This window comes from Streptomyces sp. KL2 (assembly GCF_046529545.1).
Lineage (GTDB): Bacteria > Actinomycetota > Actinomycetes > Streptomycetales > Streptomycetaceae > Streptomyces > Streptomyces radiopugnans.
In genome coordinates this window covers 2,374,788-2,391,359 of the sequence record NZ_CP127170.1, presented here as the reverse complement: position 1 = coordinate 2,391,359, position 16,572 = coordinate 2,374,788, and the positions used below count along the sequence as shown (strand labels likewise).

Genomic DNA, 16,572 nt, shown 5'->3' with positions numbered 1-16,572 from the left:
GTGGTGATCAGTCGGCCGCTTCACGTGTGAAGATCGCCGTCCATCCGGCTTCATGATCATTCGTCAGGTGGTGGAGATCACAAACTTGTTGCCGACCCCGTGTCGCAGATCACAGAAGGACGGGCATAGGATGCAGTCGACTCGGGCTTGTGAACTGCCTCACATATACGCGATCTTCGTGAACGGAACACCGGTCCGAAAACGGCCCGCAACGGCCCGCCGGCAGCGTCGTCGACTGGAAGGAGCGAGGAGCGGTGAACGTCTACGCGCCCATCCTCGTACTGGGAGCGCTCGGGGCAGCCTTCGCTGTCTTCTCCGTGGTCATGGCCTCGATCGTCGGCCCCAAGCGTTACAACAGGGCCAAGCTCGAGGCGTACGAGTGCGGCATCGAGCCCACCCCGCAGGCAGCGGGAGGCGGGCGCTTCCCGATCAAGTACTACCTGACGGCGATGCTCTTCATCGTCTTCGACATCGAGATCGTCTTCCTCTACCCCTGGGCCGTCACCTTCGACGCCCTGGGGCTGTTCGGGCTCGTGGAGATGCTGCTCTTCGTGCTCACCGTCTTCGTCGCCTACGCCTACGTCTGGCGGCGCGGCGGCCTGGAATGGGACTAGGGGCGTACACATGGGTATCGAAGAGAAACTGCCGAGTGGCTTCCTGCTGACCACCGTCGAGCAGGCCGCGGGCTGGGTGCGCAAGTCGTCGGTCTTCCCGGCGACCTTCGGCCTGGCCTGCTGCGCCATCGAGATGATGACCACCGGCGCCGGCCGCTACGACCTCGCCCGCTTCGGGATGGAGGTCTTCCGCGGCTCGCCGAGGCAGGCGGACCTGATGATCGTGGCCGGCCGGGTCAGCCAGAAGATGGCGCCGGTCCTGCGGCAGGTCTACGACCAGATGCCGAACCCCAAGTGGGTCATCTCCATGGGCGTGTGCGCCTCCTCGGGCGGCATGTTCAACAACTACGCGATCGTGCAGGGCGTCGACCACATCGTGCCGGTCGACATCTACCTGCCCGGCTGTCCGCCGCGCCCCGAGATGCTGCTGGACGCGATCCTCAAGCTCCACCAGAAGATCCAGGGCGAGAAGCTCGGGGTCAACCGGGAGCAGGCCGCCCGCGAGGCGGAGGAGGCGGCGCTCAAGGCGCTTCCGACGATCGAGATGAAGGGGCTGCTCCGATGAGCGACGAGCAGAGCAACGGTGGCGGCGGCAACGGCGCCGTCCCCTCGCCGCGCGGTGAGACGGGCGAGGTGATCGACGTCCGCCGCGGCATGTTCGGTGCCAAGGAGGGCGGCGACACCTCCGGCTACGGCGGGCTGGTGCGCACCGTCCGGCTGCCGGGCGCGGCGAGCCGGCCGTACGGCGGCTGGTTCGACGAGGTGGCCGACGAACTGGAGGGCGCGCTCGAGGAGCAGGGCCTGGTGCCGGAGGAGGTGATCGAGAAGACGGTCGTGGACCGCGGCGAGATCACCTTCCACATCGCCCGCGACCACCTGCCGGTCACGGCCCGCGTCCTGCGCGACGACCCCGCGCTGCGCTTCGAGATGTGCACCGGCGTCAGCGGTGTCCACTTCCCCGGCGACTCCGGGCGCGAACTGCACGCCGTCTACCACCTGCGTTCGATCACCCACAACCGGTTGATCCGGCTGGAGGTCAGCGTGCCCGACGGCGATCCGCACATCCCGTCGATCGTCTCGGTCTACCCGACCAACGACTGGCACGAGCGCGAGGCGTACGACTTCTTCGGCATCGTCTTCGACGGCCATCCCGCGCTCACGCGGATCATGATGCCCGACGACTGGCAGGGCTTCCCGCAGCGCAAGGACTACCCCCTCGGCGGCATCCCCGTCGAGTACAAGGGCGCCCAGATCCCGGCTCCCGACCAGCGGAGGTCGTACAGCTGATGAGCACCTCGCACGCAACCCCGCACGCGACGGACCCCACGGCGTCGCAGGCGAGCGCCCGCGAGACCACCGAGGGCACCGTCTACACCGTCACCGGCGGCGACTGGGACGAGATCGCCACCGCCGCCGCCAGGGGCGACGACGAGAAGATCATCGTCAACATGGGCCCGCAGCACCCGTCCACGCACGGTGTGCTCCGGCTCATCCTGGAGATCGACGGCGAGACGGTCACCGAGGCCCGCTGCGGCATCGGCTACCTGCACACCGGCATCGAGAAGAACCTCGAGTACCGGACCTGGACGCAGGGCACGACCTTCGTGACGCGCATGGACTACCTCACGCCGTTCTTCAACGAGACGGCGTACTGCCTGGCGGTGGAGAAGCTGCTGGGCATCGAGGACCAGGTACCCGACCGCGCCAGCGTCATCCGCGTGATGATGATGGAGCTCAACCGGATCTCCTCCCACCTGGTGGCCATCGCCACCGGCGGCATGGAGCTGGGCGCCACCACGGTGATGATCTACGGCTTCCGGGACCGCGAACTGGTCCTGGACCTCTTCGAGCTCATCACCGGCCTGCGGATGAACCACGCCTACATCCGGCCCGGCGGTCTCGCCCAGGACCTGCCGGCCGGCGCGGTGGACCAGGTCCGCGAGTTCGTGAAGAAGATGCGGAAGAACCTGCCGGAGTACGACAAGCTCTGCACCGGCAACCCCGTCTTCAAGGCACGACTGAAGGACGTCGGCTACCTGGACCTGGCCGGCTGCATGGCGCTCGGCGCCACCGGCCCCATCCTGCGGTCCACCGGACTCCCGCACGACCTGCGCAAGGCGCAGCCGTACTGCGGCTACGAGACCTACGACTTCGACGTCCCGACCGACACCGCCTGCGACTCCTACGGCCGCTTCCTGATCCGGCTGGAGGAGATGCGCCAGTCGCTGCGGATCGTCGAGCAGTGCCTGGACCGGCTGGAGCCCGGCCCGGTGATGGTCGCCGACAAGAAGATCGCCTGGCCCGCGCAGCTCGCGCTCGGCCCCGACGGGCTCGGCAACTCGCTGGACCACATCAGGAACATCATGGGCACCTCGATGGAGGCCCTCATCCACCACTTCAAGCTGGTGACGGAGGGCTTCCGGGTGCCGCCGGGCCAGGCGTACGCCGCGGTGGAGTCCGCCAAGGGCGAGCTGGGCGTGCACGCGGTCAGCGACGGCGGCACCCGCCCGTTCCGGGTCCACTTCCGCGACCCGTCCTTCACCAACCTGCAGACCATGGCGGCGATGTGCGAGGGCGGCCAGGTCGCCGACGTCATCGTCGCCGTCGCGTCCATCGACCCCGTGATGGGAGGCGTCGACCGGTGACAGACGTATCGCTCGGGATGCCCCAGCTCCCCGCCCCCGACTACCCGGCCGACGTCCGCGCCCGGCTGGAGGCGGACGCGAAGGAGATCATCGCCCGCTACCCCGGCAGCCGCTCCGCACTGCTGCCGATGCTGCACCTGGTGCAGTCCGAGGAGGGGTACGTCACCCCCACCGGGCTGCGGTTCTGCGCCGAGATGCTCGACCTGACCACGGCCGAGGTCACGGCGGTGGCCACCTTCTACACCATGTACCGGCGCAAGCCCTCGGGCGACTACCAGGTGGGGGTGTGCACCAACACCCTGTGCGCGGTGATGGGCGGCGACGCCATCTTCGAGGCGCTCCAGGAGCACCTCGGCGTCGGCAACGACGAGACCACCGAAGACGGCAAGGTGACGCTGGAGCACATCGAGTGCAACGCGGCCTGCGACTTCGCGCCCGTGGTGATGGTCAACTGGGAGTTCTTCGACAACCAGACGCCCGAGAGCGCCAGGAAGCTGGTGGACGACCTGCGCGCAGGGCGCGAGGTGCGGCCCACCCGCGGCGCCCCGCTGTGCACCTTCAAGGAGACCGCCCGCATCCTCGCCGGGTTCCCCGACGAGCGGCCCGGCGCCGTCGAGGCGAGCGGCAGCGCGGGCCCGGCGTCGCTGGCCGGACTGAGGCTGGCCAAGGGCGAGAAGGGCGGGCCGAAGGTGGTCTCGCCGCGCGGCGGGGAGGCGCCCGCGTCGGCCGGGCAGCCCGTCACCGAGACCGGCGAGGCGCCCGACCCCCACCCCAGTTCCCACGACGCGCCGCGCAGGACGGCCGCCTCCGACCCCGACAACCCGGCCGGTCCGGTGGCGAAGGAGGGCAAGTGATGACCGCCGAATCAGCGGAGAAGCTGCTGGCCCCGGTGCTCTCGGCCTTCTGGGACGACCCGACGTCCTGGACGCTTCGGACCTACCGGGCGCACGAGGGCTACGAGGGCCTGCGCAAGGCCCTGGCGATGAAGCCGGACGACGTCATCGCCTACGTCAAGGAGTCCGGTCTGCGCGGCCGGGGCGGCGCGGGCTTCCCCACGGGCATGAAGTGGCAGTTCATCCCCCAGGGCGACGGCAAGCCGCACTACCTGGTGGTCAACGCCGACGAGTCCGAGCCGGGCACCTGCAAGGACATCCCCCTCCTCTTCGCCAACCCGCACTCGCTGATCGAGGGCATCGTGATCGCCTGCCACGCGATCCGCTCCAACCACGCCTTCATCTACCTGCGCGGCGAGGTCGTCCCCGTGCTGCGGCGTCTGCACGCCGCGGTGCGCGAGGCCTACGAGGCGGGCTACCTCGGCAAGGACGTCCTCGGCTCGGGCCTGGACGTGGACATCACCGTGCACGCGGGCGCGGGCGCGTACATCTGCGGCGAGGAGACCGCCCTGCTGGACTCCCTGGAGGGCCGGCGCGGCCAGCCGAGGCTGCGTCCCCCCTTCCCGGCCGTCGCGGGCCTGTACGCGTGCCCCACCGTCGTCAACAACGTCGAGTCCATCGCCTCGGTTCCCGCGATCATGAACCGGGGCAAGGAGTGGTTCCGCACGATGGGCAGCGAGAAGTCCCCGGGCTTCACGCTGTACTCCCTCAGTGGCCACGTCGCCGGGCCCGGCCAGTACGAGGCGCCGCTCGGCATCACCCTGCGCCAGCTGCTGGAGATGAGCGGCGGCATGCGCCCCGGCCACCGGCTGAAGTTCTGGACCCCCGGCGGCTCCTCGACCCCGCTGCTGACCGACGAGCACCTCGACGTCCCGCTGGACTACGAGGGCGTCGGCGCCGCCGGGTCGATGCTCGGCACCAAGGCGCTCCAGTGCTTCGACGAGACCACCTGCGTGGTCCGCGCGGTGACCCGCTGGACGGAGTTCTACGCCCACGAGTCCTGCGGCAAGTGCACCCCCTGCCGCGAGGGCACCTACTGGCTGGTCCAGCTCATGCGCGACATCGAGGCCGGCAAGGCGTCGATGTCCGACCTCGACAAGATCGCCGACATCGCCGACAACATCAACGGCAAGTCCTTCTGCGCCCTCGGCGACGGCGCCGCCAGCCCGATCTTCTCCTCCCTGAAGTACTTCCGCGAGGAGTACGAACAGCACGTCACCGGGCGGGGCTGCCCCTTCGACCCGGCCAAGTCGACCCTGTGGGCCGACGACAGGACCGCACACCTGGAGGTGAACGCGTGACCGTCACCACCGACGCCAAGGCCTCCGGAGGCGGAGAGGCCGAGCCGCCCAAGGCTCCCGAGGACGCGGTGACGCTGACGATCGACGGCATCGAGGTCAGCGTGCCCAAGGGCACCCTGGTCATCCGCGCCGCCGAACTGCTCGGCATCGAGATCCCGCGCTTCTGCGACCACCCCCTGCTGGACCCGGCCGGGGCCTGCCGCCAGTGCATCGTCGAGGTCGAGGGCCAGCGCAAGCCCATGGCCTCCTGCACGATCACCTGCACCGACGGCATGGCCGTCAGGACGCACCTGACCTCCCCGGTGGCCGAGAAGGCGCAGCGCGGCGTGATGGAGCTGCTGCTCATCAACCACCCGCTGGACTGCCCGGTCTGCGACAAGGGCGGCGAGTGCCCGCTGCAGAACCAGGCCATGTCCCACGGGCAGGCCGACAGCCGCTTCGAGGGCCGCAAGCGCACCTTCGCCAAGCCCGTGCCGCTGTCGACCCAGGTGCTGCTGGACCGCGAGCGCTGCGTGCTGTGCGCACGCTGCACCCGCTTCTCCAACCAGATCGCGGGCGACCCGATGATCGAGCTGCTGGAACGCGGCGCACTGCAGCAGGTCGGCACCGGAGAGGGACCGCCCTTCCAGTCCTACTTCTCCGGCAACACCATCCAGATCTGCCCGGTCGGCGCGCTCACCTCGGCCGCCTACCGGTTCCGCTCCCGCCCCTTCGACCTGGTCTCCTCGCCGAGCGTGTGCGAGCACTGCTCCACAGGCTGTGCCACCCGCACCGACCACCGGCGCGGCAAGGTCATGCGGCGGCTGGCCGCCGACGACCCGGAGGTCAACGAGGAGTGGATCTGCGACAAGGGCCGCTTCGCCTTCCGCTACGCCCAGCAGCGCGACCGGCTCACCCACCCGCTGCTGCGCAACGCCGACACCGGTGAGCTGGAGCCCGCGAGCTGGCCCGAGGCGCTGGACGCCGCGGCCAGGGGGCTGGCCGCGGCCCGCGGCCGCACCGGCGTGCTCACCGGCGGGCGGCTGACGACCGAGGACGCCTACGCGTACGCCAAGTTCGCGCGGGTCGCCCTCGACACCAACGACATCGACTTCCGCGCCCGCGTCCACAGCACCGAGGAGGCCGACTTCCTCGCCTCCCACGTCGCCGGACGCGGACTGGACGCCGACGGGAGCGGCGTCACCCACTCCGCGCTGGAGAAGGCCCCGGCCGTGCTGCTGGTCGGCTTCGAGGCCGAGGAGGAGGCCCCCGGCGTCTTCCTGCGGCTGCGCAAGGCCCACCGCAAGCACGGACAGCGCGTCTTCTCGCTGGCCACCCACGCCACCCGGGGCCTGAGGAAGGCGGGCGGCACACTGCTGCCGGCCGCGCCCCACACCGAGACCGAGTGGCTGGACGCGCTGGCCGGCGGCGTCGGGCTCGACGAGACCGGGCAGAAGGCCGCCGAGGCGCTGCGCGCCGAGGGATCGGTGATCATCGCCGGGGAGCGGCTGGCCGCCGTGCCCGGAGGGTTCACCGCCGCCCTGCGGACGGCCACCGCCACCGGCGCCCGCCTGGTGTGGATCCCGCGCCGGGCCGGCGAGCGGGGCGCGGTCGAGGCCGGAGCGCTCCCGACGCTGCTGCCCGGCGGACGTCCCGCCACCGACCCGAGCGCCCGCGCGGAGACGGCCGCCGTCTGGGGCGTGGCCGCTCTGCCGACCCGCTTCGGCCGCGACACCGGCCGGATCGTCGAGGCCGCCGCGAACGGCGAACTCGCGGCCCTGCTGGTCGGGGGCGTGGAGGTCGCCGACCTGCCCGACCCGGAGCTGGCCCGCAGGGCACTGGACGAGGTCGGCTTCGTCGTCAGCCTGGAGCAGCGGCCCTCGGAGGTCACCGAGCGGGCCGACGTGGTCCTGCCCGTCGCCGCGGTCGTGGAGAAGGCGGGCTCCTTCCTCAACTGGGAGGGCCGCTCGCGGCCGTTCGAGGCCGCCATCAAGCCCGACCAGATGACCCGCCGGCTCGTCCAGTCCGACCACCGCGTGCTGCACATGCTCGCCGACGCCCTCGACGTCCACCTCGGGCTGCCGGACGTACGCACCGTCCGCGCCGAGATGCGGCGCCTGGGCGTCTGGGACGGTCCCCGCGCCGACGCGCCGGAGGCCGGCGTCCGGCAGGTCCCGCGGCCCGCCGCGGGCGAGGCCGTGCTCGCCGGCCACCGGCTGCTGCTCGACCGGGGTCGTCTCCAGGACGGCGACGAGGCGCTGGCCGGCACCCGGCACGCCGCCGTCGCCCGGCTGTCGGCCGCCACGGCCGCCGAGGTCGGGGTCGCGGGCGGCCGGGCGCTGACCGTCACCGGCCCGGCCGGGACGGTCACCCTGCCGCTGGAGATCACCGAGATGCCCGACCGCGTGGTCTGGCTGCCGCTGAACTCCACGGGAGCCGGCGTCCTGGACGACCTGGGCACCGTGCCCGGCCGGCTCGTGAAGCTGTCGGCGGCCCCCGCGACCGCCCCGGCCGCGGCGGGCCCGGAGGAGACGAAGGGGGTGGAGGCGTGATGAGCCCGTCCGTCCTGGCCACCGGGGCGACGGTCCTCGCCGAGGAGGACCTGTCGATGTTCGGCACCGATCCCTGGTGGCTGATCGGCCTCAAGGCGGTGTTCTGCTTCGCGTTCCTGATGGTGACCGTGCTGATCTCCATCGTGATGGAGCGCAAGGTCGTCGCCTGGATGCAGCTGCGCATCGGCCCCAACCGGCACGGCCCCTGGGGGATGCTCCAGTCGCTGGCCGACGGCGTCAAGCTGATGCTGAAGGAGGACGTCAACGTCAAGGCGGCCGACAAGGCCGTCTACATCCTGGCCCCCATCATCGGCGCGATCCCCGCCTTCATGGCCATCGCGGTGATCCCCTTCGGCCCGCCCGGCAACGAGGTGTCGATCTTCGGCACCCGCACCGCGATGCAGCTCACCGACCTGCCGGTGGCGATCCTGTACATCCTGGCCACCGCCTCCATCGCCGCCTACGGCACGGTGCTGGCCGGCTGGTCGTCGGGCTCCACCTACCCGCTGCTGGGCGGTGTGCGCGCCACGGCCCAGGTGATCTCCTACGAGGTCGCCATGGGCCTGAGCTTCGCGGCGGTCTTCCTCTACTCCGGCTCGATGTCCACCTCGACGATCGTCGGAGCGCAGGCCGACACCTGGTTCGCGCTGCTGCTGCCGGTGTCGTTCCTCATCTACATGGTGGCGATGGTCGGCGAGGCGCACCGCGCGCCCTTCGACATGCCCGAGTCCGAGGGCGACCTGGTCGGCGGCTTCAACACCGAGTACTCGTCGATCAAGTTCGCGATGTTCATGCTCGCCGAGTACATCCACATGGTCACCGTCTCGGCCCTGGCGGTCACCCTCTTCCTGGGCGGCTGGCGCGCCCCGGCGCCGATCAGCACCTACTGGGAGGGCGCCAACCACGGCTGGTGGCCGCTGCTGTGGTTCGTCGTCAAGGTGAACCTGCTGCTGTTCCTCTTCGTCTGGCTGCGCGGCACGCTCCCGCGCGTGCGCTACGACCAGTTCATGAGGCTGGGCTGGAAGGTCCTCATCCCCGTCTCGCTGGCCTGGCTGATGCTGGTGGCCACCGTGCGGGCACTGCGCAACGAGGGCTACGAGTTCGGCGACATCGTGCTCTGGGTCGCCGGCGCGGCGCTGGTGCTGCTCCTGCTGTCCTTCGTCTACGACGCCGTCCGCGAACGCGGCGAGCGCGCCGGGGAGAAGGAGGAGGCCGGGAAGGCGGCCGGACCCGAGACCTTCGACCCGATGGCGGGCGGCTACCCCGTACCGCCGCTGCCGGGACAGACCCTGCCGCCCGTACCGCGCCGGCGGCCGCGCCGCGAGCGGGAGACCGCGGGCGTGGGGGCCGGCGCGGACGGCGAGTCCAGCGAGACCGGCAAGGCCAGGGAGGCCGACGATGCCTGAGTTCGAGAACCCGGTGGCCGGCTTCGGCGTGACCTTCAAGGCCATGTTCAAGAAGCGGCTCACCGAGCAGTACCCCGAGGAGAAGAAGCCCACCGCGCCGCGCTTCCACGGCCGGCACCAGCTCAACCGGCACCCGGACGGGCTGGAGAAGTGCATCGGCTGCGAGCTGTGCGCCTGGGCCTGCCCGGCCGACGCGATCTACGTGGAGGGCGCGGACAACACCGACGAGGAGCGCTACTCGCCCGGTGAGCGCTACGGGCGCGTCTACCAGATCAACTACCTGCGCTGCATCCTGTGCGGCCTGTGCGTCGAGGCGTGCCCGACCCGGGCGCTGACCATGACCAACGAGTACGAACTGGCCGACCGGACCCGCGAGTCGCTCATCTACACCAAGGAGGAGCTGCTCGCCGGGCTGGAGGAGGGCATGGTCGACACCCCGCACGCGATCTTCCCGGGCATGACCGAGAAGGACTACTACCGGGGGCTGGTCACCGAGGCCGCTCCGGGGACGGTCCGGCAGGAGGCCCGCTCCAAGAACCCCGGGAACGAGGCGCCGCAGGCCGCCGCCGACACCTTCGGCCCCGACGAGCCGGCCTCCGAGGCGGTGAGCGAGAAGTGAACGGCACCCTGCTGGCCGCATCCACCACCTCCACCGGCGAGGCGGTGCAGTTCTGGATCCTGGGCACCGTCGCGGTGCTGGGCGCACTCGGGACCGTGCTGATGAAGCGGTCGGTGCACTCGGCGCTCTGCCTGGCCGGGACGATGATCGTCCTGGCCGTGTTCTACCTGGCCAACGGCGCCTACTTCCTGGGCATCGTGCAGATCGTCGTCTACACCGGCGCGGTCATGATGCTCTTCCTGTTCGTGCTGATGCTCGTCGGCGTCACCGCCGCCGACTCGCTGAAGGAGACCATCAAGGGCCAGCGCTGGATGGCGGCCCTGTGCGGACTCGGCTTCGGCATCCTGCTGGTCGGCGGCATCGGCAACGCCTCCGTCGGCACCTTCACCGGCCTGGCCGAGGCCAACGCGGGCGGCAACGTCCAGGGCCTGGCCCGGTCGATCTTCACCGACTACGTGTTCGCCTTCGAGATCACCGGCGCGCTCCTGGTCACCGCGGCCGTCGCCGCCATGGTGCTCACCCACCGCGAGCGCACCGAACGCCGCGACACCCAGCGCGAACTGGCCGAGAAGCGAGTCCGCGAGGGCAAGCACCTTCCGCCGCTGCCCGCGCCCGGCGTGTACGCCCGGCACAACGCCGTGGACATCCCCGGCCTGCTGCCGGACGGCACTCCCTCCGAGCTCACCGTCAGCGACACGCTGCGCTCCCGCGGCCAGGTCCGGGACGTCTCCCGCAAGGCCCTGGCCGACCTGGCGGCGCTGGAGCGGCGCACCGGGGAGTACCTGGGCCGGGGCGAGAGCACCGCCCGCGGCGGCCCGGGCGGAGGCGGCGGCCGGGAGGTGCGCGACGCGGCGGACGTACGCAAGGACGTCTCGGACGACTCCCCGGCCGTGGACGGGGACGGGGACCGCGACGGAGACCGTGACAGGGAGGCCGCCAAGTGAACCCGGTCAACTACCTCTATCTGGCCGCGCTGCTGTTCACCATCGGGGCCAGCGGGGTACTGCTGCGGCGCAACGCGATCGTCGTGTTCATGAGCGTCGAGCTGATGCTGAACGCGGCCAACCTCGCGCTCGTCGCCTTCTCCCGGCTGCACGGCAACCTCGACGGCCAGATCATCGCGTTCTTCACGATGGTCGTCGCCGCCGCCGAGGTCGTGGTCGGACTGGCGATCATCGTGACGATCTTCCGCTCCCGCCACTCGGCCTCGGTCGACGACGCCAGTCTGATGAAGCTGTAAGGGGTAGCGAACAGTGGAGACTTTGATCGGACTGCTCGTCGCGGCGCCACTGCTCGGCGCGGCGGTGCTGCTGTGCGGCGGCCGGAGGCTGGACCGCACCGGCCACTGGATCGGCACGGCGCTGGCCGCCGCGTCCTTCGTCCTCGGCGCGGTGCTCTTCGCCGACATGCTCGGCCGCGAGGCCGAGGACCGCACCCTGAGCCAGCACGTCTTCAGCTGGATCCCGGTCGGCGGCTTCCAGGCCGACGTCGCCTTCCGGCTCGACCAGTTGTCGATGACCTTCGTCCTGCTGATCACCGGCGTGGGCACGCTCATCCACGTCTACTCGATCGGCTACATGGAGCACGACGAGCGGCGGCGCCGCTTCTTCGGCTACCTCAACCTGTTCCTCGCGGCGATGCTCCTGCTCGTCCTCGCCGACAACTACCTGCTGCTGTACGCCGGCTGGGAGGGCGTGGGCCTCGCCTCGTACCTGCTGATCGGCTTCTGGCAGCACAAGCCCAGCGCGGCGACGGCGGCGAAGAAGGCGTTCATCGTCAACCGCGTCGGCGACATCGGCCTGTCCATCGCCATCATGATCATGTTCACCACGTTCGGCACCTTCGCCTTCTCCCCGGTGCTGGAGTCGGTGGGCGAGACGAGCGAGGGCACGGCGACGGCCATCGGGCTGATGCTGCTGCTGGCGGCCTGCGGCAAGTCCGCCCAGGTGCCGCTCCAGTCCTGGCTGGGCGACGCGATGGAGGGCCCGACCCCGGTCTCCGCCCTCATCCACGCCGCGACGATGGTCACCGCCGGCGTCTACCTGATCGTCCGCTCCGGCGCGATCTTCGACGCCGCCCCCGCCGCGCAGACCGCGGTGGTCACCGTCGGCGCGGTCACGCTGCTGTTCGGTGCGATCGTCGGTTGTGCCAAGGACGACATCAAGAAGGCCCTGGCGGGCTCGACGATGTCGCAGATCGGCTACATGGTGCTGGCCGCGGGCCTCGGACCGATCGGCTACGCCTTCGCGATCATGCACCTGGTCACCCACGGCTTCTTCAAGGCCGGGCTCTTCCTCGGCGCCGGCTCGGTGATGCACGGCATGAACGACGAGGTGGACATGCGCCGCTACGGCGGTCTGCGCAAGTACATGCCGATCACCTTCGCCACCTTCGGGCTCGGCTATCTGGCGATCATCGGCTTCCCCGGCCTGTCCGGCTTCTTCTCCAAGGACAAGATCATCGAGGCGGCCTTCGCCAAGGGCGGCACCGAGGGCTGGATCCTGGGCGGCGCGGCCCTGCTGGGCGCGGCCATCACCGCGTTCTACATGACGCGCGTGATGCTGATGACGTTCTTCGGCGAGGAGCGCTGGCGCAACGCCCCCACCCCCTCGCCGAAGGAGCCGGGCGTGGAGCCGGCCGCCGAGACCAGGGGCGAGTACGAGGTGCCGCACCCGCACGAGTCCCCGAGGTCCATGACGATCCCGATGATCGTCCTGGCCTTCGGATCGGTCTTCGCCGGCGGTCTGTTCAGCTGGGGCGAGGCGTTCGTCCACTGGCTGGAGCCGGTCGTCCCCTTCGAGCACGGCCACCCGCCGGTCAGCGCGCTCACCGTCACCGCGGCCACGGTCGTCGCCCTGCTCATCGGTGTCGGCGCCGCCTGGCTGCAGTACGGGCGCAGGCCCGTGCCCGCCGTGGCCCCGCGCGGCTCGCTGCTCACCCGGGCCGCCCGCCGCGACCTGCTCCAGGACGACTTCAACCACGTGGTACTGGTCAAGCCCGGCGAGTACCTCACCCGCGGACTGGTCTACCTCGACCACAAGGTCGTCGACGGCGCCGTCAACGGCACCGCCGCGGCGGTCGGCGGCCTGTCCGGCCGGTCGCGGCGGATCCAGAACGGTTACGCCCGCAGTTACGCGGTCTCGATGTTCGGCGGAGCGGCGATCCTGGTCGCCGCGACCCTGCTGATGAGGGCGGTCTGATCCCATGTCATTTCCCCTGCTGACGGCGGTGGCCGCGCTGCCCGCGATCGGCGCGGTCGCCACCGCCGCCGTACCCGCCGCCCGGCGCACCGCCGCCAAGTGGCTGGCGCTGGCCGTCTCCCTGGCCACCCTGGTCCTCGCCGCGGTCGTGGCCTTCCGCTTCGACCCCGGCGGCGACCGCTACCAGCTCACCGAGTCCCACGCGTGGATCTCCGACTTCGGCGTCCGCTACGAACTGGGCGTGGACGGCATCGGGGTCGCCCTGATCGCGCTGACCGCCCTGCTCGTGCCGTTCGTCGTCCTGGCGGGCTGGCACGACGCCGATCCCCTCGAAGGCCGGACGCCCGACCGGCGCTGGCGGCCCACCCAGGGCTTCTTCGCGCTGATCCTGGCCGTCGAGGCGATGGTGATCATCTCCTTCGCGGCCACGGACGTCTTCCTCTTCTACGTCTTCTTCGAGGCCATGCTCATCCCGATGTACTTCCTCATCGGAGGCTTCGGGGACCGGGCGGGCGCCCGCGACGAGGACGAGGCGGCCAAGCAGCGCTCCTACGCCGCCGTGAAGTTCCTGCTCTACAACCTCGCCGGCGGCCTGATCATGCTGGCCGCGGTCATCGGCCTGTACGCCGTCACCGCCGACCAGCTGGGCGAGGGCACCTTCTCCCTCCAGGCGATCATCGAGGCCCGCCAGTCCGGCGAGCTGGCGATGGCGCAGAACACCGAGCGGCTGCTGTTCCTCGGCTTCTTCCTCGCCTTCGCGGTGAAGGCGCCGCTGTGGCCGCTGCACACCTGGCTGCCCAACGCCATGGGCGAGTCCACCGCGCCGGTCGCGGTCCTCATCACCGCCGTCGTGGACAAGGTCGGCACCTTCGCGATGCTCCGCTTCTGCCTCGGGCTCTTCCCCGAGGCCAGTGCCTGGGCCACCCCGGTGGTGCTGGTGCTGGCGCTGGTCAGCATCATCTACGGGGCCCTGCTCGCCATCGGGCAGCGCGACATCAAGCGGCTGATCGCCTACGCGTCGATCTCCCACTTCGGCTTCATCATCCTGGGCATCTTCGCGATGACCAGCCAGGGCCAGGGCGGCGCGACGCTCTACATGGTCAACCACGGGATCTCCACCGCCGCCCTGATGCTGGTCGCCGGCTTCCTGATCTCGCGCCGCGGCTCCCGGCTCATCGCCGACTACGGCGGAGTGCAGAAGGTCGCCCCGGTGCTGGCCGGCACCTTCCTGATCGGCGGGCTCGCCACCCTGTCGCTGCCGGGCCTCGCGCCGTTCGTCAGCGAGTTCCTGGTGCTGGTGGGCACGTTCACCCGCTACCCGGCCGCCGGGATCGTCGCCACGTTCGGCATCGTCCTGGCCGCGCTGTACGTGCTGGTGCTCTACCAGCGCACCATGACCGGACCGGTCGGGCCCGAGGTCGAGCGCATGCCCGACCTGAGGAAGCGCGAACTGGCGGTGGTGGCACCGCTGATCGTCCTGCTGGTCCTCCTCGGCGTCTTCCCCAAGCCGCTGACGGACATCGTCAACCCGGCGGTCGAGCACACCCTCTCGGACGTGCAGAAGACCGACCCCGATCCTGAGGTGGAGGCCGCCAAGTGAGCACCACCACGGAACTCACCCTGCGGGCGCAGGAGATGGTCCCCGCGCCCGACATCGAGTACGGGCAGCTCGCCCCGGTGCTGATCGTCGTCGGCGCCGCCGTCGTCGGCGTCCTGTTCGAGGCGTTCCTGCCGCGCCGGGCGCGGTACGCCGCCCAGGCGCTGCTGGCGGGCCTGGCCCTGGCGTCGGCCTTCGCGGCCGTCGTCGGGCTGGCCGCCGCCGGGAGGGCCACCACCGAGGCGGGGCTGGTCGCCATGGGCGCCCTCGCCGTCGACGGACCGGCACTCTTCCTGCAGGGCGTGATCCTGCTGGTCTCGCTGGTCGCGGTGCTCACCTTCGCCGAGCGCAGGCTCGACCCGCGGGCGCACGGCAGGCACGTGGACTCCTTCGCCGCCGAGGGCGCGGCCGTGCCCGGCGGCGAGGGCGAGAAGGCGGCGGTGCGGGCCGGGTTCACCACCACCGAGGTCTACCCGCTGCTGCTCTTCGCGGTCGGCGGCATGCTCGTCTTCCCGGCCGCCAACGACCTGCTGACGCTCTTCATCGCGCTGGAGGTCTTCTCGCTGCCGCTGTACGTGCTGTGCGCGCTGGCCCGCCGCAAGCGGCTGATGTCGCAGGAGGCCGCGCTCAAGTACTTCCTGCTGGGCGCCTTCTCCTCCGCCTTCCTGCTCTTCGGCATCGCCCTGATGTACGGCTACGCGGGCAGTGTGAAGTACGCGGAGATCGCTTCGGTCGTCGCGGACACCAACCGCGGCACGACCGAGGCGCTCGCCGGGACGACGGGCAACGACGTACTGCTGCTCGTCGGCGGCGCACTGCTGGTGATGGGCCTGCTGTTCAAGGTCGGCGCCGTGCCGTTCCACATGTGGACGCCGGACGTCTACCAGGGCGCCCCGACCCCCGTCACCGGCTTCATGGCCGCCGCCACCAAGGTCGCCGCCTTCGGCGCCCTGCTGCGGCTGCTGTACGTCGTGCTGCCGGGGCTCACCTGGGACTGGCGGCCGGTGATGTGGGGCGTCGCGATCGTGTCGATGCTGGTCGGCGCGGTCATCGCCATCACCCAGACCGACGTCAAGCGGCTGCTGGCGTACTCCTCGATCGCGCACGCGGGCTTCATCCTCGCCGGTGTGATCGCGGCGACGCCCTCCGGCATCTCGTCGGTGCTGTTCTACCTGGCGGCCTACTCCTTCGTCACGCTCGGCGCCTTCGCCGTGGTGACGCTGGTGCGGGACGCGGGCGGCGAGGCCACGCACCTGTCCAAGTGGGCGGGGCTGGGGCGTCGTTCACCGCTGGTGGCGGCGGTCTTCGCGATCTTCCTGCTGGCCTTCGCGGGCATCCCGATGACCTCCGGGTTCGCGGGCAAGTTCGCGGTGTTCAAGGCGGCGGCGGAGGGCGGCGCGGGGGCGCTGGTGGTCGTGGGTGTGATCGCCTCGGCCATCGCGGCGTTCTTCTACATCCGGGTCATCGTCCTGATGTTTTTCAGCGAGCCGAAGGTGGAGGGACCGTCGGTCGCGGTGCCCAGCCCGCTGACCACCACGGCGATCGCCGTCGGCGTGGCGGTCACCCTGGTGCTGGGCGTGGCCCCGCAGTACTTCCTGGACCTCGCCTCCCAGGCGGGGGTGTTCGTCCGCTGAGGACGCGCGCACGTACGACGGCCGCCCGGCATCCGTGCCGGGCGGCCGTCGTACGTGCGCGCCGGGGGCGTTCCGCGCTCCGGAACCCGCTGTGGGGTCCGCCGCGGGGGCGCCCCTGCGGAGCCGTGCTCC

The 16,572-nt window shown here is 71.0% G+C and carries 14 protein-coding genes; all 14 read left to right on the top strand.

The window, feature by feature from the left end; translation table 11 throughout:
* Positions 1 to 254: 254 nt before the first annotated feature.
* Genes QPK52_RS10770 through nuoN form a run of 14 tightly spaced genes read left to right on the top strand, consistent with a single transcriptional unit; the run spans position 255 to position 16,440 of the window.
* Positions 255 to 614 carry an NADH-quinone oxidoreductase subunit A gene (locus QPK52_RS10770; protein WP_093660454.1) on the top strand — a complete coding sequence of 120 codons (360 nt, stop codon included), beginning with the start codon at positions 255 to 257 and terminating at the stop codon, positions 612 to 614.
* Between the two features lie 10 nt (positions 615 to 624).
* Entirely contained in the window at positions 625 to 1,179 is a 555-nt protein-coding gene (locus tag QPK52_RS10765; protein ID WP_093660456.1) for a NuoB/complex I 20 kDa subunit family protein, read from the top strand.
* Positions 1,176 to 1,901, top strand: a complete 726-nt coding sequence (locus tag QPK52_RS10760; protein WP_093660458.1) for an NADH-quinone oxidoreductase subunit C — start codon at positions 1,176 to 1,178, stop codon at positions 1,899 to 1,901. Before QPK52_RS10765 ends, QPK52_RS10760 begins: the two co-directional genes overlap by 4 nt.
* Positions 1,901 to 3,259, top strand: coding sequence for an NADH-quinone oxidoreductase subunit D (locus tag QPK52_RS10755; protein WP_410537234.1), 1,359 nt, complete (start codon positions 1,901 to 1,903; stop codon positions 3,257 to 3,259). The genes QPK52_RS10760 and QPK52_RS10755 overlap by 1 nt, the downstream gene beginning before the upstream one ends.
* 17 nt (positions 3,260 to 3,276) lie before the next feature.
* Complete coding sequence (gene nuoE / locus QPK52_RS10750; RefSeq protein ID WP_093660462.1) at positions 3,277 to 4,113, top strand: NADH-quinone oxidoreductase subunit NuoE; 837 nt, start codon at positions 3,277 to 3,279, stop codon at positions 4,111 to 4,113.
* Positions 4,113 to 5,453 (top strand): NADH-quinone oxidoreductase subunit NuoF, encoded by a 1,341-nt coding sequence (nuoF, locus tag QPK52_RS10745; RefSeq protein ID WP_093660464.1) that lies wholly within the window; start codon positions 4,113 to 4,115, stop codon positions 5,451 to 5,453. Before nuoE ends, nuoF begins: the two co-directional genes overlap by 1 nt.
* Positions 5,450 to 7,984, top strand: a complete 2,535-nt coding sequence (locus QPK52_RS10740; RefSeq protein WP_410537233.1) for an NADH-quinone oxidoreductase subunit G — start codon at positions 5,450 to 5,452, stop codon at positions 7,982 to 7,984. The genes nuoF and QPK52_RS10740 overlap by 4 nt, the downstream gene beginning before the upstream one ends.
* Entirely contained in the window at positions 7,984 to 9,390 is a 1,407-nt protein-coding gene (gene nuoH, locus QPK52_RS10735; protein ID WP_410537232.1) for an NADH-quinone oxidoreductase subunit NuoH, read from the top strand. The genes QPK52_RS10740 and nuoH overlap by 1 nt, the downstream gene beginning before the upstream one ends.
* A complete protein-coding gene (gene nuoI, locus QPK52_RS10730) occupies positions 9,383 to 10,009 on the top strand; it encodes an NADH-quinone oxidoreductase subunit NuoI (RefSeq protein ID WP_410537230.1) in 627 nt (208 codons plus the stop codon). Before nuoH ends, nuoI begins: the two co-directional genes overlap by 8 nt.
* Positions 10,006 to 10,953 (top strand): NADH-quinone oxidoreductase subunit J, encoded by a 948-nt coding sequence (locus tag QPK52_RS10725; RefSeq protein ID WP_410537228.1) that lies wholly within the window; start codon positions 10,006 to 10,008, stop codon positions 10,951 to 10,953. The genes nuoI and QPK52_RS10725 overlap by 4 nt, the downstream gene beginning before the upstream one ends.
* Positions 10,950 to 11,249, top strand: coding sequence for an NADH-quinone oxidoreductase subunit NuoK (gene nuoK / locus QPK52_RS10720; RefSeq protein WP_093660472.1), 300 nt, complete (start codon positions 10,950 to 10,952; stop codon positions 11,247 to 11,249). The genes QPK52_RS10725 and nuoK overlap by 4 nt, the downstream gene beginning before the upstream one ends.
* 13 nt (positions 11,250 to 11,262) lie before the next feature.
* A complete protein-coding gene (gene nuoL / locus QPK52_RS10715; protein ID WP_410537226.1) occupies positions 11,263 to 13,209 on the top strand; it encodes an NADH-quinone oxidoreductase subunit L in 1,947 nt (648 codons plus the stop codon).
* Positions 13,210 to 13,213: 4 nt separating this feature from the next.
* Positions 13,214 to 14,809 (top strand): NADH-quinone oxidoreductase subunit M, encoded by a 1,596-nt coding sequence (locus QPK52_RS10710; RefSeq protein ID WP_410537224.1) that lies wholly within the window; start codon positions 13,214 to 13,216, stop codon positions 14,807 to 14,809.
* Positions 14,810 to 14,844: 35 nt separating this feature from the next.
* Positions 14,845 to 16,440, top strand: coding sequence for an NADH-quinone oxidoreductase subunit NuoN (gene nuoN, locus QPK52_RS10705; protein ID WP_410540284.1), 1,596 nt, complete (start codon positions 14,845 to 14,847; stop codon positions 16,438 to 16,440).
* Positions 16,441 to 16,572 lie beyond the last annotated feature (132 nt).

Bases quoted from the DNA above. Each gene is read 5' to 3' on its own strand.
- QPK52_RS10760 (WP_093660458.1), top strand. From the start codon at position 1,176: ATGAGCGACGAGCAGAGCAACGGTGGCGGCGGCAACGGCGCCGTCCCC.
- QPK52_RS10765 (WP_093660456.1), top strand. From the start codon at position 625: ATGGGTATCGAAGAGAAACTGCCGAGTGGCTTCCTGCTGACCACCGTC.
- nuoH (WP_410537232.1), top strand. From the start codon at position 7,984: ATGAGCCCGTCCGTCCTGGCCACCGGGGCGACGGTCCTCGCCGAGGAG.
- QPK52_RS10755 (WP_410537234.1), top strand. From the start codon at position 1,901: ATGAGCACCTCGCACGCAACCCCGCACGCGACGGACCCCACGGCGTCG.
- nuoE (WP_093660462.1), top strand. From the start codon at position 3,277: ATGCCCCAGCTCCCCGCCCCCGACTACCCGGCCGACGTCCGCGCCCGG.
- nuoI (WP_410537230.1), top strand. From the start codon at position 9,383: ATGCCTGAGTTCGAGAACCCGGTGGCCGGCTTCGGCGTGACCTTCAAG.
- nuoN (WP_410540284.1), top strand. From the start codon at position 14,845: ATGGTCCCCGCGCCCGACATCGAGTACGGGCAGCTCGCCCCGGTGCTG.
- QPK52_RS10710 (WP_410537224.1), top strand. From the start codon at position 13,214: ATGTCATTTCCCCTGCTGACGGCGGTGGCCGCGCTGCCCGCGATCGGC.
- nuoF (WP_093660464.1), top strand. From the start codon at position 4,113: ATGACCGCCGAATCAGCGGAGAAGCTGCTGGCCCCGGTGCTCTCGGCC.